The following is a 24,891-nucleotide window of genomic DNA, read 5'->3' on the forward strand; positions in this document are numbered from 1 at the left end:
CTCTCCATTAAAGTGTTTGACTTGCTCATTGGTATTGCTGACGAGAAATTAATTCTCAATAATGTTTCACTCGTTGTTCAGTTTTCAAAGAACAAAGTTAGTTACTTTCATTTATTCACCGCTGTTCAGCGGCGACTTAATTAATATATCATATCGTTTTCTAGGAGTCAACATTTTTTTCAAAAAACTTTCGGCAACTCTCTCTTTTATGAAGTAGATATGAACCTGTTTGAGACGGCTTCAAAAGCCCAGCTCCCAAAACAGGATTTTAATATATCATAGAACAACTTTTCTAATCAAGACCCTATTTATGGCTATTGCAAAAAAATAACCGCCTGCTTGTAAGCCAAGCGGCAGTCTACAATCCCACACCTCTTATTATCCATTTATCCAAGGCATGCTCTTTTTCTTGCCCGTCTGTCTTGAAGATGAATCAATAGAACGAATCTTTGCTTTTTTCTTTGATTTTGATATTTTCTTCGCACTTGGTATCTTCTTCACTTCTGGAGCAATTGTTGTATTCGGCTCGATCTGTGAAGCCTCTTCTGTCAGCAATTCCTCACGCGGCTGAGTAGAGGGAAAACCCGCTGCTGCATCATTGCCATTCCCTGCATATGATTCTGGTCCGTACATATTGGGACTATACGAAACATTAGCATATGGCGTATAAGAAGGATTCGCGCTCGATATATACCCTTGCTGCTGCGTATAAGCAGGAGCAAAGTTAGGCATGCCTTGCATATACGGATTGGACCAGTTTGAAGGCTCAATATAAGGCTGGGCAGGAACAACTTGTGCAGCGTAAGGATCTTGGCACGTGCAAGGACCGGCCTGCATTCCCATATAACCTTGCTGAGCAGTCATGGGCATATAGCCAGAGTATGCGGAGTAGTTGGCTGGAGCCATTGAATAATTGGCATAGCCTTGAGACACTGCATGGTACCCCGGCCAATTGTTGTACGACTCCAGCGGATACTGCGCGATCATCTGCTCGTCATGCTGGCCACCGCAGCCACAGTTTTGAGCAGGCTGCATGGGATTAGGAGGAGCAGAAGAGGATATTGGCGTTAGTGCTCCTTTCGCTGTTATGGAAGAAGGAGCTGGTGTTGTCGGTTTTAGCGAAGGTGCTGGAATCGAAGGCATCGTTGTCGTGACTGTTGGGGCTGTCAGGATTTGTGGTGCAACTGGGGAAGCCTGCTTTTCAGGCATTTTTGCTTGAGTGTTTTCAATGACGGCTGGAGCTGTCTTCGCTTGAGGCATAATAACCGCTTCATTCTTAGCCTGCTCTGTTAGAATAGGAACCTCCATGGATTCATTTGCTTCTTTCTCCATTTTTGGAGCATTCGATTCCTTCACTTCATGAGATTCATTCGACTCTTTGGCTTCTTTAGCCTCATGCTTCTCTTTTTCCGGCACCGCTTCATTCGCGGCTAGTGGAGCGATGTTGGCAGGAGCTTCATTTTCAGCAGCCATCATATTGGGAGAAGAAGCATTTGCCCCTGCATTCTCTTGAACATGGTCCACGGCATGCTCATCTTTTGGCTTTGGAATATTAACGACCTGACCAATAAGCAATACATTTGGATTTTTCAAATGCGGATTAGCTGCAATCATCACATCAAGCGGAATTCCCCATGCTTTTGCGAGCTTCCACATCGTGTCGCCTTCTTTGACGACATGCTTATGGATAATTTCATAGCCTCCCGTTGGGAGCTTTGTAGAAGGAACCTTCACCTTCATGCCAACATCCAGCTTATTCGGATCCTTTAGCTGCGGGTTGAGCTTTATCATTTCCTCTACCGTTACACCATATTTCTTCGACAGCGAATATAAGGTATCGCCCTGTTTTACAATATGAATTTTCACGTGCCGTTACCTCCTAAGGGAACATCATTCCACACACGGGACAATTGCCCGTAACTCCATTGATACATTCTATGCACCACTTAGGCATTTGACATCCCTTCTTTCTTAAAACTTTCACCACACACTGAATTCATCTTCTTTTTCTACTTAACAGCCCATATCTGATGAGACAAACAAGCCCGCTCTTTTGATTATTATCAATTATGAATGTAGGATTGAAACCTAGTTGATGGTAAAATGAGAAAACGTCTCATCTCCTATATAAGGAGAGAGACGTCAACATCAAAAGATAATTAAGCTTCATATACCTTCTTGCCGTTTTGAGTAACGACCTCGCGGAAACGCTTCAGCAAGGATAGCGTAATAGGACCGGCTTGTCCGGTTCCAATCACTCTTCCATCAACCTCTCGAACCGCAATAACCTCTGCGGCCGTACCTGTAAAGAACACTTCATCGGCAACATAGACATCATGCAGAGTAAATGGTTCTTCCTTCAACTTATAGCCAAGCTCTTCGCACAGCTCAATGATTGTGTTGCGCGTAATGCCCTCCAGAGCCCCCAGGTAGCAAGGAGGCGTAAATACGACACCATTTTTCACAATAAAGATGTTGTCGCTTGATCCCTCAGCTACATACCCTTGAGCGTTCAGCATGATCGCTTCGCCTACATCTGCATGATTCGCCTGAATCTTAACCAGAATGTTGTTCAGATAGTTCAGCGACTTAATCTTCGGATTCAGAGCGTCTGGAATATTGCGGCGCTGGGACACTGAGATCGTTCTGAGACCATTCAAATAGGCTTCTTCAGGATAGATGGCAAGCTGTTCAACGATAACAATAACGCTTGCTTGTGGACAGCGAAGCGGATCAAGGCCCAGATTGCCTGCGCCACGCGATACGATGAGGCGAATATATCCATCCTTGAGCTCATTGCGGCGAATCGTCTCACAGAGCACCTCTTCCATCTCTTCCATTGTAAGAGGGATATTAAGCATGATCGACTTTGCCGAATCATACAAGCGAACCAAGTGCTCATGACACTTGAAGATATTGCCCTCATAGATGCGAATGCCTTCAAAAATGCCGTCGCCATATAAAAAGCCGTGATCGTACACAGATACTTTGGCTTCTTCCTTTGTAACATATTGACCATCAAGATAAATCCATTGTGTCATACTTACACCTCCAAGTTATGTGGTTGTTCTAATGCCCAACTTTTGCTTGAATAGCTAGGATAGGAGCCCAGTACGCGTACTTGACAGCCTAGCGCCTCTATCTCTTCAATCGCCGAGGGGAGCAGAATTGAGTCCAACGACAGCTCCACATCGATGTAAAAATAATAGCTTCCCAGTTGACGCTTGGTCGGCCGTGATTCAATTCTCGACAAGTTGATTCTTCTCCAAGAAAAGGCCGCCAGCACCTGATGAAGCGCACCAGGGAAATCCTCAGGCAGCGTGACGAGCATCGTCGTCTTGGCAGCAGATTCAACAGCAGAAGTAACAGGTGACTGCCCTACCAAAATGAACCGGGTAAAGTTGTTGTCGTGATCCGTTACATTCGGCTCCAGCACATCCAATTGATGGGTAGCTGCTCCAAGTCGTGTTCCGATCGCTACCCAACCTTCCTCAGAATGGTTCTTCACCATACGGATCGCCTCTGAAGTGCTGCTTACATGCTCTTGCTCCGCATGCGGAAGATATTTGCGAAGAAATTGTGTGCATTGCGCCATCGCTACTGGGTGTGACAGTACCCTTTTGACCGTTGTCCAGTCTCCTTGTATCTCTTGCTTGCGTCCTACAATATTCTGGATGGACGGATATACCCATTCCGCTTGAATAGGCAGATCCACCTCATGCACCAGCCAATCCATATGGAGATTAACGGAGCCTTCTATTGTATTCTCAATCGGAATGACACTGTAATCTGTATCTCCGTTTGCTGTCGATGTAAACACATCTGAGATCAATTTATAATGAACCAATTCGTGCTTATCTCCAAGCAAATGAACAGCTGCCTCGTGAGAGACAGACCCTGCTGGCAATAAAGCAATACGAGCCATACCAACTCACGCCTTCCCTTATCTTCTTCAATTCCAGTTCCCGCATGCTACGATGAAGAGGATACAGGAATATGATCATGGATATTTGAAGCTTGTCCTTCTAACCATACCGCACCTTCTGTGCAAGGATCAAGCTGGAATACATCGGCTTCTACGCCATGCTGAGCCAGCGTATCGCTCATATATTGAATGAGTCCAGCAATCTTCGCCTCATCGCGCTCAACAAGCGCGATTGCTGTAGGTCCAGCGCCGCTAAGCGCTGCGCCAAGAGCCCCGTGGCGGACGGCGTGCTTGAGCACTTCATCAAGACCAGGAACGAGACTTGCCCGGTAGGGCTGATGCATGCGATCTTGCATCGCAACACCCAATAGATCATGCTGGCCTGTCGACAGAGCCACAGCTAGGAGAGAAGACCGGCTTACATTGAACACGACATCCTTCATGTCATATTGCGAGGGAAGAATGCTTCGTGCTTTTTTGGTCTCCAGATGAAAGCGCGGCACAGCTGCTACTGTTGTTAATGAATCTGATAGCGCTAGATTCAGCCCATAGGCCTGCTTGCCATCCCATGCTGCAACAATAAGACCTCCATATAAGGAAGCTCCCGCGTTATCCGGATGCTTCTCTATATTCGTTGCCATATCGAAAAGCGCTTGCTTGGACAACGGCTCATCAAGCAGCGCATTGGCTGCAAACAGCGCCCCGACAATAGCCGTCGCACTGCTGCCTAATCCTCGCGTGAGCGGAATCTCACTGTAGACCTCTACCTCAAGTGGAATGATCGTCTGCCCCACTTCACGGAACAGACGATGCGCCACCTTCACGATCAGATTGTCTTCATTGCTAGGCAGCCCTTCCAGATGATTGCCGTACATACGAACAATTGTCTTCTCAGCCGGCTTCATGCCGATCCATAAATGAAGAGACAGGGCCAGACCGAGTGTATCGAATCCTGGCCCCAGATTGGCAGTGCTGGCAGGTACTCTTACGAGAACACCTTCTTCACGCATCATCCCTCTTCACGCTCCAGCCGTTGAATAGCCTCCATTACCGCTTCTTCGGTATCTGGAACAACAAGCGGCTCTATCCCAGCGGTCTTGATTGCGACATTTGGATCTTTAAGGCCGTTGCCTGTCAATACGCACACAACGGATTCTCCGCCTGTGAAGTAACCCTCTTGATGAAGCTTGATCACCCCAGCCAGCGAGGCAGCAGAAGCCGGCTCTGCAAATACGCCTTCTTTGGCTGCGAGCTGCTGGTAAGCAGACAATATCTGTTCATCCGTCACGTAATTGATCTGTCCTTCCGATTGCTGCGCTGCCTCCACAGCTGTCTTCCAGCTGGCAGGGTTGCCGATGCGAATAGCAGTAGCGATCGTTTCCGGTTCAAGGATCGGCTCACCTTTAACGATAGCCATCGCCCCTTCTGCTTCAAAGCCCAGCATGCGCGGGCGTTTGGTGGATCTTCCCGCTTCATGGTATTCCTTAAATCCTTTCCAGTACGCGGAAATGTTGCCCGCATTCCCTACTGGAATAGCCAGCATGTCAGGAGCATCTCCAAGCTGATCACATACCTCGAAAGCAGCCGTCTTCTGCCCTTCAATCCGGTATGGATTCACGGAGTTTACAAGTGTAATCGGATGCTTTGCCGTTATTTCACGAACAATCTCAAGCGCACGGTCAAAGTTGCCTTCAATAGCAATAACCTTAGCTCCATATATCATCGCCTGCGCGAGCTTGCCGAGTGCAATATTGTTGTTAGGGATCAACACGATGCAGTTAAGACCAGCACGAGCCGCATAAGCTGCTGCCGCCGCGGAAGTATTGCCCGTAGAAGCACACATGATTGTACGGCTTCCTTCCTCGACTGCCTTTGCAACTGCCATCACCATGCCGCGATCCTTAAAAGATCCAGTCGGATTCAAGCCCTCATATTTTAAATAGATATTAATGCCAAGCTCCTTAGACAACGCTTCAGCATGAATTAACGGCGTATTGCCCTCATGGAGTGTAAGCATCGGAGTCGCTTCATTTATTGGCAGCATGGATTGATAAGTGTGCAATAGTCCCATATATCTCATCGGTTTCTCCCCCATTTATACGATTGATCACTGAAAGCAGCATCGTGATTAGGTTCGCCCATGTCTTGCGTAAATCAGGCACGATATCTTGGTTGTTCACTTGCTTATTAAACCCAAGACCAACCTTCGTTACGTCCCTAATATCACATGCCGTTCAGCAGTTCATTGCCTTACCGTACAATTCCTTATATTTCAAACCATAGATTGAGTAGAATTCTTAAATGCTTAACCTTCTACACGATAGGCGCTCTTGATCGACTTGATGACATCCAGTTGATTGAACTCATTCAACACCTTGTTCATGCTCGATTGGCTTGCCTCATGCGTCACAATGACAATTTCCGCATCCGGATTATGGGGATTCGGCTGCTGAACGACAGACTCCAAGCTCACGTTGAACTTCGTGAATACTTGTGTAATCTTCGCAAGCACGCCCGCCTTATCGTGCACATCAAGCAAAATAAAGTTCTTGTATGCGATCTGATCATCTGTCTTCAACTTCTTCTCTTTATAGGCATGGTGGGCTTGCTGGCCCGTTACACCAAGGCGCATATTGCGAATAACCGCCACCAAATCTGCCACGACAGAGGTTGCAGTTGGCATCTCCCCAGCTCCTGGTCCATAGAACATCGTCTCGCCTACAGCTTCACCATATACATATACAGCGTTGAACACGCCATTGACTGAAGAGAGCGGATGAGAGCTCTTTACCATTGTAGGCTGAACCACAACGCTAATCTGATCATCTTGACGCTCAGCAATGCCAAGCAGCTTCATCTCATAGCCAAGACGCTTCGCGTACAGGATATCCTGCTTCGACACGTTAGAGATTCCGCGCACCGATACATCTTCTAGCGCTACATTGGCATGGAAGCCTAGCGTCGCTAGAATCGCCATCTTTCTAGCGGCATCCAGCCCCTCAACATCAGAGGTTGGATCGGACTCAGCGTATCCAAGCGCTTGCGCTTCCTTCAAAACATCTTCATAGGCGGCACCTTCCTGACTCATCTTGGTCAAGATATAGTTGGTTGTGCCATTCACAATCCCCATGATCTTCGTGATGCGATCAGAAGAGAAACCTTCCATTAAGGTACGAATAATTGGAATGCCGCCAGCGACACTGGCTTCATAATAGACATCACATTGATTGGCTTTCGCTTTCTCCATAATCTCAACACCATGCAGCGCCATAAGATCCTTATTAGCTGTCACAATATGCTTCCCGCGATCCAATGCCTCAATGATATAACCCTTCGTTGGCTCAATGCCGCCCATCACTTCAACGATAACGTCAATGTCCGGATCATAAATAACATCCCATGGGTTCTCTGTCATCACTTCAGAGTTGACATGAAGATGACGCTGCTTCGCAAGATCTTTGACAAGAATCTTGCTAATCTGAATTGGAGAGCCTACTTGACTGCTTAAATCCTCTTGATGACCTTCGACAATGCGGACAACACCGGTACCCACTGTACCCATTCCTAGTAATCCTACCTTAATTGGTCTCATCCCATGTTCCTCCCATTCCCATGCATCTAAATGTTAACCTTGGCCTATTACCATAACCCGCTTCACTCCTGGAATTTCCCGCAGCGCATCAAGCATCTGCCCAAATGGCTCTGCTATCAAAGATGTCTCTACGGAAAGGACCACATTGGCTATTCCCTGCAAAGGAATCGTCTGATGAATGGTCAGAACATTGCCTTCATAATTCGCCACTGACCCGAGCACCTTGGACAGAATACCCGAACGATGATCAAGATCCAGTGAGATCGTGACGATACGCTCCCGCTCTAATTGATTCAAAGGAAAAATGCCATCTTTATATTTATAGAAAGCACTTCGGCTCAAATCTACGCGTTCTGCAGCCTCATGTACGGTCTTCACTTCCCCAGCAGCCAGCAGCTGCTTGGCCTTCACCGTCTTCACGACCGCTTCAGGCAAAATATCTTCTCTTACGAGATAATAACGTTCAGACATTGTTACGTCCTCCGTGTAAAGACTTTTGTATATTCATAGAGGACATTATATCGAAACTACTGGAGATTGGCAATAGGCATCAAATAAAGTTGAATACATTATACACGATATTCCAAGAGTTTAAGTGAATTTTTCCACCTCAACCTAAAACGGCCATTCTACTAAAAAAGAAGACCTCTGCAAGGTCTTCTTCGCTTGAGCTGCTTCTTATGGCAAGTGATGTCCACGCGCACATACATACAAGGCATACCACTCTTCACGCGTCATGTTCTTTGCTTGCTGTTCTGCATCCTGACAAGCCAAGATGCGGTTCACATTTGCTGTACCAATAATCGGCTGAATGCCGGCAGGATGACGCATCAGCCAGCCGAGCACGATCGACTCTGGGGTCGTCTCCTTCTCTCTTGCCATCTGCTCTACAAGCGCAGCCGTACGCTGCACATGCTCTGGCTCTTGTTCTACCGCTCGCCCTGTAAAGCGGCCTTGAGATAACGGCCCCCAGGCTTGCAGCTGAATCCGCTCCATCTGGCAATATTCCATCAAGCCTTCCGCAAAGCTGACTGTAGTGCCTGCATTCTGATTCACATGCACCCCTTGATCCAGCCAATGCAGATGCGACAGGCTCATCTCAAGCTGATTCACGACAAGCTTCTCAGACAACGACTGCTGCAAGAATCGAATTTGAGAGGCACTCATATTGGATACTCCGAACGCCCTTACCTTGCCTTCAGCCTTCAGCTTGCCGAACGCTTCCGCAACCTCATCAGGCTCCATTAGGGGATCCGGGCGGTGAAGCAATACAATATCAAGATAATCCGTTTGCAGGCGCTGAAGAGAATCCTCTACGGAACGGACAATATGCTCTTTGGAAAAATCATAGCGCCCAGGAATGTCCCCCTCTTGGAAGCGAATGCCGCATTTCGATTGAACGACAAGCTGCTCACGAAGGCCAGGCTTTTCTTTGAAGATCTTCCCAAAGACCGCTTCCGCCTTGCCGCGTGTATAAATATTGGCATGATCCAGCATCGTAATGCCAATGGAGAGCGCTGCGTCCAAGCCTTTCTCTGCCTTTTGCAAATCGTCTTCTGTAATCGGATCGCTGTTCCAGCCCCCGCCAAAAGACATGCATCCCAAGATGAGACGGCTCGTGTTGAATCCATGCTGTTGTAAAGGAATTACGCTCATGATGGCCTCCTAAGATATAATGGGTGTCCCTCCATTGTATATCATTTCAGTTCGAGGCGCAGTAGATACTCTTCGCTTTAACGTAACCGGCACCAGACTCTTCATGCATTCCTTCTCATCCTTCCAATCTGTGCGAAGCACGCGATGAGTAATTCTTTCCGCTGCCAACCTGCCAATATCATAATAGTGCTGTGCAACAGTTGTTAAGGGAATATCATGATGTTCTGCAAGGTCGATATCATCAAAGCCAAGAATAGAAAGGTGTTCTGGAACGAGGATGCCTCCCTTCGCGCAAGCTCGCATGAGATCAAGCGCAAGCTCATCATGCTCTGCCATCACAGCAGTCGCACCGCGTCGAAGAAGATGGTGTATGAGGTGCTGGTAGTAGGTGTCTTTGTTCTCATCGTTCACATGTTCATAAAAATTAAATACACAAAGCCTTGTATCAAGAGGGAGTCCATAATCTCTCAGCGCTTGACCATAACCAAAGAATCGGTCGCGAACCGAAGTCCGCATGTGCAGGTCAATACTCGACACATATGCGATCTTCTGATGGCCAAGCTGAATAAGGTGCTCCGTGCCTAAGTAGCCTCCACGCCGATTATCAGAAACGACGCTTCCCACATTAATATTAGGGAAGTACTGATCGATCAGTACGAGAGGGTACTCGCGCATCATCAGGGAGTAAACCACATCCATATTATCAATGGAACTGTATGGATACAGAATAACGCCATCAAACCCTTCCTCGGGCAATCGAAGCAGCAGCTCTCTTTCTTTTAGGGGATTCCAGTCAGAGGAATGTACGCTTAAGTATAAGCCCTTTGCTTCTAATTGATCAGATACCCCCTTGAGAAAGCCCGCATAGCCATTGTCCATCGTATATGGAAAGATCATAGAGATGATTTGTTTCGTAGAGATGCGCTCAGCTCTTGCTGTCGTTCCCGCTTCTCCAATTCCCTCTCGTTCCTTCACATAGCTTCCACTCCCACGTTTCCGATAAATGTAGCCGCTTCGCTCCAGCTCTTCAAGCGCCCGCTTCGTCGTAATTCGGCTAACCTGGAATAGCTGAGCCAGCTCCTTTTCCGTAGGAATTTGTTGATTAGGCACATAGTGCCCTTCCTCAATACGCTCTCTTAAATATTTCGTGATCTGGGCATAGAGAGGCATAGGCCTTTGATTCAACACCGTCACCTCTTCCTATCAGCAAAAAGCGTAATATAACGTTATTTGCAATGTCTAGCCATCTTGGCTTATTAGGCCCTTTGTGAGCCTATGCAAATATCCGGCAGGCCAATGCTGCCGGATACCGCACAGGTTCGTTAACATCCCAAGCCGATCAGCCGACAATCCCGGTACGTTCCACACTCTCTACAAAGTAGCGCTGCACAAACAAATACATGATAAGCAGCGGAGCGGTAATCAGCAGCACGCCTGTATTCAGCAGAATCGACTGCAGAACCGGGTCGGGCTCCTCCAGATTGACCCCCATATTCATAAGCTGAGTGGACAGCACCTTGACATCGTTCAAGAAAAGCCCGACATAGTAGCTGTCATTCCACTGCCACACAAAGGAGAAGAGGGCGACCGTAATAACAGCCGGTATTGCATTAGGCACCATTATGCGAAAGAAAGTATGCACGATGCCTGCTCCATCCACAAACGCTGCCTCCTCCAATTCCTTTGGCACGCCTCGGAAAAACTGGCGGAAGATATAAATGTACAGCCCGTTCTTGAGTCCCATGCCAGTAGCTGATGATAGAATGAAAGGCCAGAATGTATCAATTAGATTAAAGCTTGTTTGACCCGTAAGTACTGGCACCAGGCCAAATAAATCAAAGTAGCGATACGTCATATACAGCGGAATCATAATGGTTTGCGGCGGCACAATGATCGTAAATATAACGAGTCCAAACAAGATGCCGCTGCCCCTGAACTTCAGCCTGGCAAATGCATAAGCCGCCATCGCACACGAGATAATCTGGATGATCGTGGTGCTTCCGGATATTAAGAGTGTATTGCGGAGCGCACCGAAGAAATCGGTCGTCTCCATTGCAATTCGAAAGTTATCGAGTGTAAAATGCCTTGGTATCCACAGCACAGCAGGATCGTAAACGTCGATCCGATCTCGAAATGCAACAGACAGCCGCAAAAAAATCGGAAACAAAATAATATAGCAAAACCCTGTTACCAATAAGGTTCGAAGCACCTTCCACGTCCATTCCTTGCTCTTCTTCGCAGGGTTGAAGCGGATGACGATCGCATCCATGGATTTTGATAGTTGCTGCATGGCATCCGGCCTCCTCAATCGTAATAGAACACTTTGCGCGAGATCAATCCTGCCGCAACCGCAAGCAGCAGCGTGATGACAAGGAAATACACCCAAGACATGGCTGAGCTCAAGCCAAAATCAAACACTTTAAAGGCCGTTTCAGAGATCGTTAAGCTAATCTTGTTGCGGCTGAAGGTATCGATGATGGAATATACCGTATTCGTAAGAATCAAAGGCGTCATCATCGGAAACGTCACCTTCCAGAAGATCTCATAGCCAGTCGCCCCTTCAATCTTCGAGGCTTCATAGAGCGATGGAGATATCGATTGCAGCCCCGCTAGGAAAATAAGCATCTGAACGCCTGACGTACTGATAATCTCGTATATGCGGTCTACCGCTCCGGTCAAATAATCAACAAACACTTCGGCAAGCCCTGCTTCAAGCATCATTTTCTTCAGCTCAAAGCTTTGCAGCATGCTGCCCTCAGCTCCAGAGCCTGAACCTGGCGTAGAGCTGCCAACAAAAGAGCTGATATCCATGTTTGCAATCGCGCTTGACGCGAGAATAACAGGAAGGAAGAACACTGCGCGGACAAAGCCTCTTCCTTTGAATTTTTGATTAAGCAGCACAGCGGAAAACAAGCTGAAAATAATCAGAATCGGCACATTGACGACCATATCAACAACAGCCTCTGTCAGCTCGCGAATATAGGTTGGATTAGATACAAACAAGCTGACATAGTTACTGAACCCTTTGTACTCCAGTTCAAACCCGCCCTGAACCAAATTCAGATCACTTAAGCTGTAGCGGAAGGACTGGACTAAAGGAAGAATAAACAGCAGGAGCAAGCCGAACATAAGCGGCAAGCAAAACAAAACACCTACGGCTGCTTTACGCTGACTAATCGTTAACTTTTTCATGAGGAGTAATCACCGCCTGTTCCTACAACAAAGCTCATCGGCTCCACCTGTTTGCCTGCTGCCTCAATTACGACATCCGCATTGTAATTCACAATGACCTCGACGCCATTGCTGTATTTCGTGAATGTAACACCATCTGCTAGGTTTTGATGCTCTGTAATCATCTGTCCACGAGTCAACGCGTGAAGTTCTGCAAGCTCTTTATACTGCTTGATCGCTTCATCTTTCCACAGCGCATAAGCATGAGACATATAACCGTCATAATCCGTATTTTTTACAGCTGACGAATCCGAGTAGAACCAAGAATAATAAACGCTCATTCCGGTCTCAGCCGCCTTAAGCATGGACGTGCGAACATCATTCGTACTCCCTTGATTGAATGGCGCCCCAGCCAAATCCACATAGCCATGAAGGACAATCTGATAGAATGGAATCTCTTCATCAGCAAGGTTCATGCGACTGCTCATGATCGGCGTATTGACAACAACATCAGCAGCAGGCAGCACGTATGCATTGCCCCCCTTCACCATAACTCGCTCACCCGAATCATGAATCGACCTCGCCATTCCCGCCGCTTTTTTAAGCGTATCTTGTATGGAGATCATCTGAGACGGATTAAAATCGGAATACAGTGTATCGCCAAGATCCCTTAAGGATACGCCGCCTGCTTCCAGCTTCATCAACCGGGACGTAAAGGCTGCTGCTGTGTCCTCAAGCTTTGCTGGACTAAGCAGTGTGTAAGAGAAGCCGCTCTTGTCCTGCATATTCATAACAGGATCATAGTCATACTTGCGGCCCTTGGACTGCGTCAAATAATATGCAGCATGCTTGGATGTCTCATACTGCTGCATAAGGGCTACGTCTGGATACAGCGTAATATTTTGTTCTTTTGCATACGATGCCAACTGCTGCCAGCCCTTCTTGCCTCCGAGGACGTCATCCACGCTGACACTTCGCGGAGATTCATGGCGGATGCCATCATTGAACCATCCCACATAACGAATAGCAATCTCTTCCACTCCCGCGTCTTTTAACATCGTGGTTATCTGCTGCGCTTGATTGAAGGTTGTCAGTGCTTCATTGGATTCATAAGGAATACCAAGGAATGACTTCTGCTTCGGAAAAGAACCGAGCAATTCCAGTACAAATGGTGCTTCCTTGCCGCTGATTGGCTTCCATCCATAATGGTTGGATAAATACTGGCGATAGATATTGGCCATGCCCGTATAATCCGCATCTTCATTGGATAAGAAAGAGTATCGAATACGAAACTCTCCTTCATATCCTTTTTTCTCAAACATCGGAACCGAGCTTGACTTCGTACCGGAAGTGAGCGTATATCGATCCATGGCGAGCACGCGATAACGCGAAGATACGCTGTTATACGAATGATTACGTCCGCTGATATCCGCTAAGACCGTCGCAAGCCCATCCCCATCTTCAATAACGGCCATCCAAGCCTGATCATCTTGCTTCATGCCAAACACCGGCATGCGCGCCTTCTCGTTAACCTGCCACTGTTCTTCAATCTGAAACATCTCATCAGAGCCATACAGCGGCATGACAAAGGGCTCCGCATTAAGCTTGTTGCTGTTAAGCTGAATCAGAGCGCCAGAACCATCTGGCACAAACATATAGCCATTGGCCTCTTGGCCTGCTGCTCCGAAGAATGGAAGCACATCAATCGATGCGATCGGAAATGCCGGCTTATACACAATCTTGTCAGTCGGCACAGCCGCGATGAACTGCTCCCCATCAAGCTGGTATTGCATCACAATCTCAAACTCAGGCTTCTGCTTGGTCTTAGTCTGTTCAATCTCAACTTCGCCTTCATCGGCCTGAGCATCTTCTTCGGTATATCCGATCTCGCTCAATTGAACTGCCATTTCCTCCGCAATATAGTCTTGAAGCTGGCGCAACCGATATATTCCCGTGCCCTCATCTAGACGATATCTGGACAACCAGCGCTTGCGCGCATCATCATCTGAAAGCTTGGACAAGATCTTGCTCTCCATTTGGTCCTTATGAATGGCTTGGGGAATTCTCCCCCGCTTATCGCCCGCATCACCCAAGAGATAGGTTACCTGAACTCCGTCATCCATAGGCTCAATGCTGAACTGCTGCTTCATTACACTTTCGTCATAGCTGTTCATGCGGATAAGCTGCCCATTCTCACTGAAATAATTGACGATGAGCTGGGAAGCAAGCTCTGCTTGGTACAGCGGAGTTGCGATCGTATCCGCTTGTCTTGACTGCGGATTCGAAAACCATGTATATCCGGACTTCTTGTCTACAACTGCGATCTCTGCTGTTGTCTTATTCAGATAAAGCTTCAGATGCTCATTCTCCGCCATCTTCTCCATTTGCAAGAGCGCTTGTTTTTCTTCTGCCGTATTTAAGCTTTGTGCATCCTTATGCTGATCCTTATCCATATCCAGCTGTACGACTTTCGTTGTTTGCGGAAGCGTTCGAGACTGAACAGCTCCCACCGCTTCCGTCGATGCCTGCTCAAGCTTGCCACTCCACATGAAAGCAATGATTAGCGGAGCACCGACAAGCAGCAGCAAGTATACGATTACCTTCATCCGTTGCCGTATTCGAATCACATCCGTCCCTCCTTACATTCGGAATGAAATCTCGCGATAGATCGACACCACGAAATTCACAATCTGCTGCATCATACTAAAGAACAATAGGGACAAGAACAATATGATCCCAATGACAACGAGCGTCAGAAGCATCGTCGCCAGCGTTTTCCCTGGAGAGTATTGATGCACCGTCATGGTACCAACAAATAGCAGCGCCAAGCACCATGCATAGGCAATACCGTCAAGCAGATAGTACAGCGCACTCTCTCCTTGCGTCATAACGTTGCTAAGCAGCGTCTGTGGAATCAAAATGATAACGAGCGGCATCAAGGCATAACCTGTCGCCATGACGATATCCTTGAATTTCCCCTCGCCATCCATTAGTGTTGTGAGCGACCAATTCGCTACACACCACAGCAGGAAAGGAAGAGCGATGTATTGCAGCTCCTGCAGGCTGTTCATATCCGCCAAGTTGTTCATATTGACAACAAAGCCGCTGTATTGCTTTTTAATAATCGTAAAAATAACGAGCAGGATAACGAGCAGCAGCGCTATCTTCACTCTGCCCTTCTTCTCATACTTCATCTCCCAGAATCCATTGAAGGGATGAATCATCGTGTAGAAGGGATTGCGAATGACTCCAACCTCATCATAGTGACCCTCCACTCTGCGCGTGAACAGCTTCACTGCGCCTACGATAGCCGCGATACCAAGCACAATTGTCATCACGATCGTGCCAAAGTTCTCCATAAGAATATCTTTGCGGAAGCGCTTGAAGGCTTCGGAGTACCATTCCCGATGGTTGCCAAGCTGAAAGTAGCTCATCGCCCCGGCATTGTCGCCTTGCTTCAACAATGACTTGCCTATGCCGATGTAAGCCACATCATTGTTCCCGTTTAAAGCCAGCACGCGCTGCCAGGCTTCCGTCGATGCCTCGACTTGGCCATTGTACAATTGCGTAACCGCATCACGAACAGCCATGCCATACTCTGTAGGCTCAAGCACCGTCAGTCTATTCAAGCCTTTGTCCAGCACCAGCATGCGTTCCCCAAGCATTTGAAAGGCAGACGGCGTTCTGAATTTGCCAATTTTGCTTCCCAAACCGCCATATACGTAGAGCAGATTGCCTTCTTTGTCGTATGTAAAGATACGGCCTCTCTTCGAGTCCAACAAGGAATACATCCCCCCCTTGTCGGATGCGACATCAATCATAATAGAGCTGCCCGGCGCACTGCTGACTTGAAGCGTATTGATATCTCCTTTTACCGGAAAGTAACCCTTGCTTCGCAAGATGTCCACGCCTGATGGATTAAGCCGCTTCACTGGAGAGTCCGAGTTTTCCTCCGATGTCGTGGCGAAGATGAATCCATCCTCATCAAGAGACAAATTGTTGAATTCTAGTGGAACAAACATCTCCATCTGACTCCGCTGTTCCTTCGTCGAGATTCGCTTCCAGAACAGGTCGATAGGGTTGAACTTGACGCGATTCGTGCCAATAAAGCCTTCGAAGGCGCCATCGCTGTCGAACATCATAATTCCTTCATAAGAACCTCGGCTGACGGTATATATTTGACCTTCGCGGTCGACAGCAATCTTCGTCGGCGTGTATTCGAAGCCTGAGCGAATAAGCGAGGATTCAGGCTTTCGTATGTCGAGAACAGCTTTGCCGTCCTTCGAGAGCTGAAGTACGCGCTTATTCAGCGTGTCAGCGATATAGAGGTCTCCCTGCTCGCTTACGTAAATACCCTCAGGGCCATTTAGCGCATCCTGTGCGCCATTATTGTCAAACTCCGTGATCGTGCGTGTTACCTGCCACTTCGAATCGAGCACGAGAATTCGATTGTTCCCTGTATCTGCAATGTAGATATCGCCATTCGTACTGACGAACATATCCTGCGGCATATTCAAGCTGTCCACGCCCATGTCCTTGCCATATAGAACCGATACTGCCGCATATGGCGAAGGTGAAGGAACGGGGTCTCCCCAATAGGAGTAGGTATAGCTGTCCTCAGGAGCAGCATATGCGCTTCCCGCCGTCAAGAGCGCAAGGATCATCACGCAGATTGCAGCTACAGATTTCTTGATCGTCGTCATGTCGCTCCCCTCCTATTCCTTTATGCCAGACGTGGACATCGTTTGAATAATGTTGCTTTGCGTAACGATAAATACGGTAATCGGCACGAGCATCATAAGCAGCGTAACGGCCGCAACGGGTCCGGTGCGCACCAAGCCGCCTGCGGCAATCTGACTGAATGCGGCATCGACGGTTTTGAGCTGCTCGCTATAGATAAATCTCGTGGCAGCGGAATTTCCTGTCCATAGATTCTGCAAGGAAAAAATAATCAGCGTCAGCCATGCCGGCTTTACAATCGGCATCACGATTTGCCAGAAGATTCGGTACTCGCTTGCACCATCCACCTTGGCGGCCTCAATCAGCGCATCGGGGATCTGCTCCATGAATTGCTTCATCAGGTACAAGCCAAGCGTCATCCCGAAGGCAGGCAGTATGACAGCCCAATAGGTATCCACCATGCCAAGCCAAGTGACAGTCATATAGTTTGGCACCTGCGTGACGTAAGGAGTGAACATGAGTGCCATGACCACCAAGCTAAATAAAATATTGCGCCCTGGAAATCTCACCTTCGCAAGCGGATATGCCGCAGCGGAGGCGATGATGACATGCCCGACTGTCCCCAGGATGGCAATAAAGAAAGTATTAAAAACATATCTTGAAAATGGAACCCATGTATCCGCAAACAAAATGACCAGGTTTCTAAAATTATCAAAGGTTGGATTCCGCACCAGGAATCTTGGTGGGAAGATAAAGATCTCATCAAGCGGCTTGAACGCATTGCTGATCGTAAAGACTAAAGGCAAGGCCATAAATACAGCCACAAGCCCAAGCAGCAAAAATAAAAAGATATCCATCAACCAAGATCGGTTGACTCGCTTACTTCGGATGCTTATCCCCTTCATCTGTCTTTAATCCCCCACTTTCCGAAGCAGCTTCTGCGTAATCAAGTTTGTGGACAGCATGATAACAAAGAGAACCGTCGCAATGGCAGAGGCATACCCCATCTCATAGCGAATCGTACCGTAGTCGATCAAGTGCGTGACGATCGTATGCGCGGCATAATCCACGCTTGGGAAGCCAAGCAGATAGATGGAGATCTCCGCAACAGCAAAGGCATTCGTAATTTGAATAACCGCACCGAACATCAATTGCGGCCTCATCGCTGGCAGCGTAATAAACCACAGTTCCTGCCAGCGATTTCTTATCCCATCAATAGCTCCCGCTTCGTACAAGGTGCGATCGACATTTTGCAGTCCTGCGATAAAGGCAAGGAATGCGGTACCAAGACTTAGCCACAGTTGAACGAGAATAAGGATAGCCAGCATAAATCTTGGGTCCTGCAGCCACTGTACAGGCTCTAAAATAAAGCCCCACTTCATTAAGAAGGCGTTCATATACCCATAGGAGTCGCTGCTGAACAGCAAAGTCCATATGAGATAGGTATTCCCTGCAATAGATGGCGCATAAAGCACCAAGGTGAGAAATGCTCTTAGCTTTGGCGGAAGCCCGTTGATCAGCCAAGCAAAGAAAAAGCAGGCCATATAGCTGATTGGTCCGGTAATCGCGGCAAAGAGCAGCGTATTTTTCAAGGCAATGAGAAAGACATCATCTTGAGCGAACAACCGCGCGTAATTCGCCCAGCCGATCCAGCGCGGCGCTTCGAGCATATTGAAATACGTAAAGCTAAGCACAAGCGACATCAGGACCGGCAATACGGTAAAGGTAAAGAAAATAATGAAATAGGGCGCTAATAAAACGAGTGCATGCTTGTTGCGCTTAACATCTTTCCAATGGCCGAGCATCTTTGCCTTTAATCGATGTTTGGCAGCAAGCGGCGCTTTATTCTGATCCAGATTCGGATTCGGTTCGTAGATTGCATTCATGTGATCCCTCATTTCTTATAGGGAAGATTGAATTCCTGACGCTTCAATGTAATTTCTTCATTGATATAGCGCAAATAATAATCAAGCGATTCCCGCGCATCCTCGCCTTGAACAACAACCTTGCGGAAGGCATTGTCAAGGTGACGCCCCGTGAAGTATCCGCCTGGAACCTCCGGAATCCCTCTTACCCATTGGAATTGCTCCTTTAGGTTGTTCAGATCGCTTGTCTGCCAAGGAAGCTCATCGAGTGCTTCTAGATTCGCTGTTGGGTATCTTGCCGATGCCCCCATTCGAATCTCCAGTTCTCGGCCAAACGCAACCTGTGTCTCCTTCGTTGTCCACCACTTCAGGAATTCCCATGCCTCCTGCTTGTTCTCTGAGGATTCCATCATGATCGCCGCCGTCCCGCTGCTTCCTACATCTTTGTGAATCGCGCCTGCTGCCGTCTTCACGCCTGGGACAGAAGTAAACTCCCACAATCCCTTGATCTCCGGAGCAAATACGTTCAGCTTGTTAAACAGCGTGTAATCGCTGATGACAACAGGCATCTCACCTGTACGGAATCGGTTCGCGATATCAGAACGGATCGGGAGCTTGTAGTTCACATACAGATCCGTCCACTTCTTGAAGACTTGAACAGCGATCTCTTCATCCAGTCCACTCTCCATGCCATCATCCTTATACAGTGATCCGCCATTCTGGAACAGCAGCATGCTGTAGGTCGGATTCGGTGGGAGCGTCACCACATCCGTGTTCGCCGTCTCATTGCCCATCGTATTGAGCGGACGTTCTGGCAGGCCGACCTGGAGATTGCGCTTTTGCAGCTTCGGTATTAAAGCCATCAACTCATCCCATGTACGCGGCACTTCTAGATTGAGTTCGTCAACGAGAATGTCTTTGCGATAGAACATGACAGGAAAAGTCTGCGTCTCAGGAAGCGCATAGGCCTTGTCATTAAATTGATAAGGTACTGTTGCACTAGGATGAAACCGTTCCGTGACCTTCTCGTAATCGTCAAATTGCGTAAGGTCTGCTACCGCATTGCGTGTCGCATAGTTGACTGGCAATTCATTGCCGACTTCTAGCGCCACATCTGGACCTTTGCCTGCAATGGTCGAAGGCAGCAGAACGCCTGCGGGTACAAGCTTCAGATTAACGTGAATGCCTGTGTCCGGTGTGAATCGATCAGCAATTAGCCGATTCAGAATCAGCGCCTGATCTCTTGCTGTCGTTACCCAAACGTTAATTACCTTGTCCTCTTCCTCCGTCAAACTAAACTGATCATACTTCTCAACAAATGAAGCCGCGAACTGCTGTACGCCTGTATACAGCTTCCTCATCTGTGATGCCTCCGGATCAGGCAGCTTGACGTCAGGCGAAGCGACAATAAGATAATCAATCGTAAGCGGCTGCTCGTTCAAGGTAGGAATCCACGCCCCTAGTGCGCCTACATTCGTGCTGAAGGTCTCGATTCGCGACGGAACCGTATCTGGCCTTGCGGCCATATCCTGCAGTTGATAAGCCAGCGTATTCAAGATAGCGGCTCGCTCCTTGCCTCCGCTTGGACTTTGAATCATCTCTCCAATCTGCAACAGGGTCTCGCTATGTTTTTGGAATACAGATGTCATCTCCGGAATCCGCTGATCCAACTGATAATCCCGATAGGTATCTGGAACAGTACCTGTAAAGCTGATAATCTCACGATACATGCTGTTAAGCTCAAGAATGCTTGATTCGACCGCCCGAATAATTGGCGCATACTCGCCAAGCGATACCTCAAGTCGTACCGCATGCTTGCCTTTCGTGAGATGGAACAAATAAGGTGTATGTTCATCTTTGCCAAGGGTCTTCATCTGCCAGGAAGTGCTGAATGGAAATCCGATGCGCTCTGCTTCCTTAAACGGCTGATCCCCATCTATCGTTAACGATCGAAGCGTGGAGGAACCGGTTACGAAGTTCTGCAAATATTTCATAGACAGCGTATACAATCCATCCTCAGGCACTTCGATCTCCCACTCCAGCCATTGGCTTGGCGCTCGCCATGCATAGCCTCCAATAACGTTATTGCGCTGCTTGGATACTGAATATGGCTCCACGGCAGGGCTCGCACGATGATAGAATGGCAGCAGAGATGGAGAGGACTTGAGGCTGGCGTCTTCTCCCTGAACCTTAATCATGACATCACTTGGCATCGGTATATTCTCTGATTCATAACCCTTCGCAACCTCCTCATAAGTTGGAAGGTCTAGAGGGTTGTAGATTCTAATATTCGCAATGTCCATCGGTTCTTTGACCGAGATAAGCTGCAGCGTGTGTTCCCCTTCGCTAAAATAAAAAAGGAACGGCCTCGGCTCGTATCCCGCTCCATCCTTTAATGGAATCGTCTGCCACAGATGTTCTTCCATCTGCTTTGGCGTGAGATCATTCCCGCGTGCATCCCGCACGACTTCCGTTGATTCGTCCTTCCAAATTCGTTGAAACATCAAGCTCTTTGCTTCTGTAAAAGGCAGCTCTCCATCAATTCGAAGCTCTCGCTCCACGTCCGAGTCCTTGCCAGCTGCAGGTGATACCGTCATATCGATCTGATATAGCCCTGCCTTCTTCACATGGAATTGCCATTCCATCGCTCCGTCAGCGCCTGTCCGTACAGCTCGTTGTGTCAGGCCTTGTATCGCTTCAGGCGTTGGTTCGTCCATCCCCTGAACCATCGTATAGGATTCTGCTGGTATGAGAATCTCCTCCAGCGGTCGTTCTTCCTTCGCGTAATGATTGATGTAGCTTTGATATCCATCCTTCTTCTGATAGGTTCCAACTGATAGTAGACCTGAACTGTCTATGGGGTAATCGATTACCGTCTCGCTGGAGCGGCCCGATGTGATCCACAAGACGACAACTGCCGCCAATGCAATCACGACAATGAGCAAGAATGCAATCTTCTTACGGTGCAGCATTTGCTTCCCCCTTGTATCGCTTGCTCCTGCTGTGTACATGATGGCTTTGTAGCAGGAGCAAGCCTTGTTCTTAAGGTGTGTGCTATTTACTATCCTGAAGCAGCTTATTTAAGCTAGCCTCAAATTGCGGCTTCACTTTTTCAACAGCTGTCGCTGGAGATGCTTTGTCTTTAATAATGGCATCGATAACGCTTTCAAATAATTTTCCGGAATCAGGAAGCGCATAATATCCACCGGAGTAGTCAATCTTCTGACGCATAAGCTTGCGTGTCTCGAAGATATCTTTTGTTGGCATTTTTTCTTCAAGTGATTGCAGCGCGATCTCTTCTCCACGTCCGAAGAGGCTGATTTCATCGAGAATATGTGCTGCTGCCTCAGCATTTTTTGAATACTTCGATACCATGTACATATTGCCAAATGGCGTAAAGCTCATATAATCATCTGCTTGTGGCGCTTTCGGGAAGAAGACGTATCCAAGTGTTTTGCCTGGCATCTTCTCCATGAGCCCGCCCATTTCCCAGTTGAATCCGCCGTACATCAGGCCTTTGCCTGCTACGAATTCTTTGGCCGCATCATCAGGCACAGGCTGCATGATGGATTTGTCTACGTTATATAGATCAGACAGGAACTGCAGCGCTTCAATGGAATTTTTGGAATCCATTGAGAACTTCATCTCGCCGCTCTCATCACGATCCACAGAACCTTTATTGCTGTAGATAAATTGTTCGCCCATATAGTTTACTTTCCCGTAAGCCCCGGCAATGCCGTATACGTCGATCTTGCCATCGCCATTCGTGTCTTTGGTTGCTTTTTTGGCAAGCTCACGGAATTTCTCCCATGTCCACTCACCCTTTTGCTGAAGCTCAAATGGATCCTCTAGACCCATCTCCTCCACCATCGTCTTGTTGTAGAAGAATCCGTAAGGAGATGGAACACCGTCATAGAATCCATATTGTTTTCCGTTAAAGGAGCCGCCGGATTTCATCCATGCGTTGTACTTCGGATCACTCAGATCAAGATAATCATCAAGCGGTGCAATGAAGCCTTTCTTCGCAAGCTGCGGGAATGCCCAGAACAGTTCAAGCACCACGATATCAGCGAATGGCTCGCCAGCAAGCGATGTCGTTGTGAAGTTTTCTACGTATTTCCCATAATCCGCAAATGTCACGTATTCAATTTTAGCGTTATATTTTGCTTCAACTTCCTCAAGCTTTTTAATGGATTCCTCTACGCCAATGGAACGCTCTTCTTCCGGTACATCTCGTGGATCAGCACCATCCCACCACTGACCAATTTTGATGGTCGCTCCCTGAAGATCAAATTTTTTCTCGTCCTCAGTGTTTGTTGTTGAGCTTGTGCCCTCATTTTGATTCGAAGTTGTTGAAGAATTTTCTTTTTGCGTGTTCGCTGCTGACTCTGTCGTCCCATTGCTCGTACCACCGCAACCTGCAAGCGTTAACAAAAACAACGTACACATGAGAAAGACTTTAATCCCCTTCATCCCTTCTCTTCATCCCCTCTCGATAATGAGTTTCCCCTAACATATTGATATACCATAATTACAATAATATGACCTATAACATACCAAATTGGACAAAAAGGATGTTATCCGTAGCATAAATCATAAAATATGGATATCGGTAAGCGCTTACAGGGATTATAATATCCGCTTTATCCCATTTTGTAAATCCCTTTTTGGTATAAAAATAATAATCTTGACTAATATGATATACCTTATTATCATAAAAAGAATGCGAAGCAATGTGGAAACATAGCGTTTTCCCGAAGTTGATATGCCTAATATTCCGTCTATTTCAGCATTTTCATACAAAAAAAACCGTATTAACGAATGAGCTGTCCTCATCATTAATACGGTATTTCGATTTACATGTCATGTTCTGTCACAGGAGAAGTGGACTGACGTTCAATGAATTGCACAGGGATAGAGACCACACCATGCTCCCCTGCACTCATCCCCTGCTCGGTACTCATCATCGAATACATAAGCTCAGCTGCTTTGCGACCGATCTCGTAGCAATTCTGATTAACCGTTGTCAACGGCACTTGATGTGTGCCTGCAATGCTAATATTGTCATAGCCTATGATTGACAATTGCTCAGGGACCTTCATGCCTAGCTCCATTGCTACGTCAATGATGTCCAAGCCAATATAGTCATGCTCTGCCTGTATAGCCGTAACCCCTATATTGATCAAAGGCTGAATGAGCCCCGAATAGAACTTACTCTTTCCTTGCGCCCATAGTTCTTGGTGGAATCCTGCAACGATATACTCTGGATGAAGCGGTATTCCATAATCCATATGGGCCTGACAATAGCCCAAGAACCGATCTCTTACTGAGCTTCGCTGCTCAATCAGGATGCTTGACACAAACGCAATTCGCCGATGTCCTTGCTTAATGAGATGCTCTGCAGCAGCATAGCCCCCTGCCCGATTATCCGACACGACACTCGGGACGGCTAAGCCGTCATAATATTGATCCAGCAGCACAAGCGGATGCCTCTCAGCATGCAGGATGTGAGCAATGTCTACATTGTTGTTTGAATTAACAGGGTACCAAATAATCCCACCTGTTCCATAGTTCCTCAGATGAAGCAGCACATCTCGCTCTTTGTCTGCCCGCCAATCGGTAAAATGGAGACTAAGCATAATCCCCTGCTTCTCAATATAATCTGCCACACCTCTAAAGTAATGCAGATCTTTGCCTGCATCAACATAAGGAAGCACAATAGACAAATGCCGCCTCGTATGTGATGAATCCATATTCATATTCACCTGAGGAGCAGGGGTGATGGAAGGCTCCTTCACGAAGCTTCCACTCCCACGCTTCCGATAAATATATCCTCGATTCTCAAGTTCGAGCAAGGCTCTTTTTGTCGTTATGCGACTAACCCCAAACTGCTCAGCCAGTTCCATCTCCGTCGGAATTTTGTCGTTGGGATGGTATTGTCCTGCATTAATCAGTTGGATCAGATGCTCTGCAATTTGAGCGTATAAAGGTTTGTTCATGAT

18 protein-coding genes are annotated in these 24,891 nt (G+C 47.5%); all 18 read right to left on the reverse strand.

Annotated features, from left to right (window positions below; all coding sequences use genetic code 11):
* Window positions 1-378: 378 nt before the first annotated feature.
* The 18 genes from B9Y93_RS22165 to B9Y93_RS22250 all read right to left on the reverse strand — a co-directional run bounded on the left by B9Y93_RS22165 (window position 379) and on the right by B9Y93_RS22250 (window position 24,888).
* Complete coding sequence (locus tag B9Y93_RS22165; protein WP_085498385.1) at window positions 379-1,866, reverse strand: LysM peptidoglycan-binding domain-containing protein; 1,488 nt, start codon at window positions 1,864-1,866, stop codon at window positions 379-381.
* Between the two features lie 293 nt (window positions 1,867-2,159).
* Complete coding sequence (gene ilvE, locus B9Y93_RS22170) at window positions 2,160-3,041, reverse strand: branched-chain-amino-acid transaminase (RefSeq protein WP_085498387.1); 882 nt, start codon at window positions 3,039-3,041, stop codon at window positions 2,160-2,162.
* 2 nt (window positions 3,042-3,043) lie between these two features.
* On the reverse strand, window positions 3,044-3,925 hold the full coding sequence (gene pheA / locus B9Y93_RS22175) for a prephenate dehydratase (RefSeq protein ID WP_085498389.1): 882 nt from the start codon (window positions 3,923-3,925) through the stop codon (window positions 3,044-3,046).
* Between the two features lie 47 nt (window positions 3,926-3,972).
* Window positions 3,973-4,938, reverse strand: a complete 966-nt coding sequence (gene thrB, locus B9Y93_RS22180) for a homoserine kinase (protein ID WP_085498391.1) — start codon at window positions 4,936-4,938, stop codon at window positions 3,973-3,975.
* Window positions 4,935-6,005: a threonine synthase gene (thrC, locus tag B9Y93_RS22185; protein WP_085498393.1), complete on the reverse strand. Its 1,071-nt coding sequence runs from the start codon at window positions 6,003-6,005 to the stop codon at window positions 4,935-4,937. The genes thrB and thrC overlap by 4 nt, the downstream gene beginning before the upstream one ends.
* 225 nt (window positions 6,006-6,230) lie before the next feature.
* Window positions 6,231-7,517, reverse strand: coding sequence for a homoserine dehydrogenase (locus B9Y93_RS22190; protein WP_085498396.1), 1,287 nt, complete (start codon window positions 7,515-7,517; stop codon window positions 6,231-6,233).
* 33 nt (window positions 7,518-7,550) lie between these two features.
* Window positions 7,551-7,988, reverse strand: coding sequence for an ACT domain-containing protein (locus B9Y93_RS22195; protein ID WP_085498397.1), 438 nt, complete (start codon window positions 7,986-7,988; stop codon window positions 7,551-7,553).
* 207 nt (window positions 7,989-8,195) lie between these two features.
* Entirely contained in the window at window positions 8,196-9,173 is a 978-nt protein-coding gene (locus B9Y93_RS22200) for an aldo/keto reductase (RefSeq protein ID WP_085498400.1), read from the reverse strand.
* Between the two features lie 9 nt (window positions 9,174-9,182).
* The gene (locus tag B9Y93_RS22205) at window positions 9,183-10,361 is read right to left on the reverse strand and encodes a LacI family DNA-binding transcriptional regulator (protein WP_244903537.1); all 1,179 of its coding nucleotides are present in this window, start codon (window positions 10,359-10,361) and stop codon (window positions 9,183-9,185) included.
* A 151-nt stretch (window positions 10,362-10,512) separates the two neighbouring features.
* Complete coding sequence (locus B9Y93_RS22210; protein WP_085498402.1) at window positions 10,513-11,463, reverse strand: carbohydrate ABC transporter permease; 951 nt, start codon at window positions 11,461-11,463, stop codon at window positions 10,513-10,515.
* 14 nt (window positions 11,464-11,477) lie between these two features.
* A complete protein-coding gene (locus B9Y93_RS22215) occupies window positions 11,478-12,365 on the reverse strand; it encodes a carbohydrate ABC transporter permease (RefSeq protein WP_085498405.1) in 888 nt (295 codons plus the stop codon).
* Window positions 12,362-14,971 (reverse strand): DUF5696 domain-containing protein, encoded by a 2,610-nt coding sequence (locus B9Y93_RS22220; RefSeq protein WP_139829211.1) that lies wholly within the window; start codon window positions 14,969-14,971, stop codon window positions 12,362-12,364. The genes B9Y93_RS22215 and B9Y93_RS22220 overlap by 4 nt, the downstream gene beginning before the upstream one ends.
* 12 nt (window positions 14,972-14,983) lie before the next feature.
* Window positions 14,984-17,047: a YIP1 family protein gene (locus B9Y93_RS22225; RefSeq protein WP_244903538.1), complete on the reverse strand. Its 2,064-nt coding sequence runs from the start codon at window positions 17,045-17,047 to the stop codon at window positions 14,984-14,986.
* A 12-nt stretch (window positions 17,048-17,059) separates the two neighbouring features.
* On the reverse strand, window positions 17,060-17,929 hold the full coding sequence (locus B9Y93_RS22230) for a carbohydrate ABC transporter permease (protein WP_085498409.1): 870 nt from the start codon (window positions 17,927-17,929) through the stop codon (window positions 17,060-17,062).
* A gap of 6 nt (window positions 17,930-17,935) precedes the next feature.
* The gene (locus tag B9Y93_RS22235; protein WP_085498621.1) at window positions 17,936-18,829 is read right to left on the reverse strand and encodes a carbohydrate ABC transporter permease; all 894 of its coding nucleotides are present in this window, start codon (window positions 18,827-18,829) and stop codon (window positions 17,936-17,938) included.
* A gap of 89 nt (window positions 18,830-18,918) precedes the next feature.
* Complete coding sequence (locus B9Y93_RS22240) at window positions 18,919-21,861, reverse strand: extracellular solute-binding protein (RefSeq protein ID WP_085498411.1); 2,943 nt, start codon at window positions 21,859-21,861, stop codon at window positions 18,919-18,921.
* 82 nt (window positions 21,862-21,943) lie between these two features.
* The gene (locus B9Y93_RS22245) at window positions 21,944-23,362 is read right to left on the reverse strand and encodes an ABC transporter substrate-binding protein (protein WP_085498413.1); all 1,419 of its coding nucleotides are present in this window, start codon (window positions 23,360-23,362) and stop codon (window positions 21,944-21,946) included.
* Between the two features lie 383 nt (window positions 23,363-23,745).
* Window positions 23,746-24,888, reverse strand: coding sequence for a GntR family transcriptional regulator (locus B9Y93_RS22250; RefSeq protein ID WP_169026482.1), 1,143 nt, complete (start codon window positions 24,886-24,888; stop codon window positions 23,746-23,748).
* Window positions 24,889-24,891: the final 3 nt, after the last annotated feature.

Source organism: Paenibacillus aquistagni (genome assembly GCF_900177815.1).
Taxonomy (GTDB): domain Bacteria; phylum Bacillota; class Bacilli; order Paenibacillales; family Paenibacillaceae; genus Paenibacillus_B; species Paenibacillus_B aquistagni.

Excerpts from the sequence above, each read along its gene's own strand:
- ilvE (WP_085498387.1), bottom strand. The coding sequence starts at position 3,041 with ATGACACAATGGATTTATCTTGATGGTCAATATGTTACAAAGGAAGAA.
- pheA (WP_085498389.1), bottom strand. The coding sequence starts at position 3,925 with ATGGCTCGTATTGCTTTATTGCCAGCAGGGTCTGTCTCTCACGAGGCA.
- thrB (WP_085498391.1), bottom strand. The coding sequence starts at position 4,938 with ATGATGCGTGAAGAAGGTGTTCTCGTAAGAGTACCTGCCAGCACTGCC.
- thrC (WP_085498393.1), bottom strand. The coding sequence starts at position 6,005 with ATGAGATATATGGGACTATTGCACACTTATCAATCCATGCTGCCAATA.
- B9Y93_RS22190 (WP_085498396.1), bottom strand. The coding sequence starts at position 7,517 with ATGAGACCAATTAAGGTAGGATTACTAGGAATGGGTACAGTGGGTACC.
- B9Y93_RS22195 (WP_085498397.1), bottom strand. The coding sequence starts at position 7,988 with ATGTCTGAACGTTATTATCTCGTAAGAGAAGATATTTTGCCTGAAGCG.
- B9Y93_RS22200 (WP_085498400.1), bottom strand. The coding sequence starts at position 9,173 with ATGAGCGTAATTCCTTTACAACAGCATGGATTCAACACGAGCCGTCTC.
- B9Y93_RS22210 (WP_085498402.1), bottom strand. The coding sequence starts at position 11,463 with ATGCAGCAACTATCAAAATCCATGGATGCGATCGTCATCCGCTTCAAC.
- B9Y93_RS22215 (WP_085498405.1), bottom strand. The coding sequence starts at position 12,365 with ATGAAAAAGTTAACGATTAGTCAGCGTAAAGCAGCCGTAGGTGTTTTG.
- B9Y93_RS22225 (WP_244903538.1), bottom strand. The coding sequence starts at position 17,047 with ATGACGACGATCAAGAAATCTGTAGCTGCAATCTGCGTGATGATCCTT.
- B9Y93_RS22230 (WP_085498409.1), bottom strand. The coding sequence starts at position 17,929 with ATGAAGGGGATAAGCATCCGAAGTAAGCGAGTCAACCGATCTTGGTTG.
- B9Y93_RS22235 (WP_085498621.1), bottom strand. The coding sequence starts at position 18,829 with ATGCTCGGCCATTGGAAAGATGTTAAGCGCAACAAGCATGCACTCGTT.
- B9Y93_RS22240 (WP_085498411.1), bottom strand. The coding sequence starts at position 21,861 with ATGCTGCACCGTAAGAAGATTGCATTCTTGCTCATTGTCGTGATTGCA.
- B9Y93_RS22245 (WP_085498413.1), bottom strand. The coding sequence starts at position 23,362 with ATGAAGGGGATTAAAGTCTTTCTCATGTGTACGTTGTTTTTGTTAACG.
- B9Y93_RS22250 (WP_169026482.1), bottom strand. The coding sequence starts at position 24,888 with ATGAACAAACCTTTATACGCTCAAATTGCAGAGCATCTGATCCAACTG.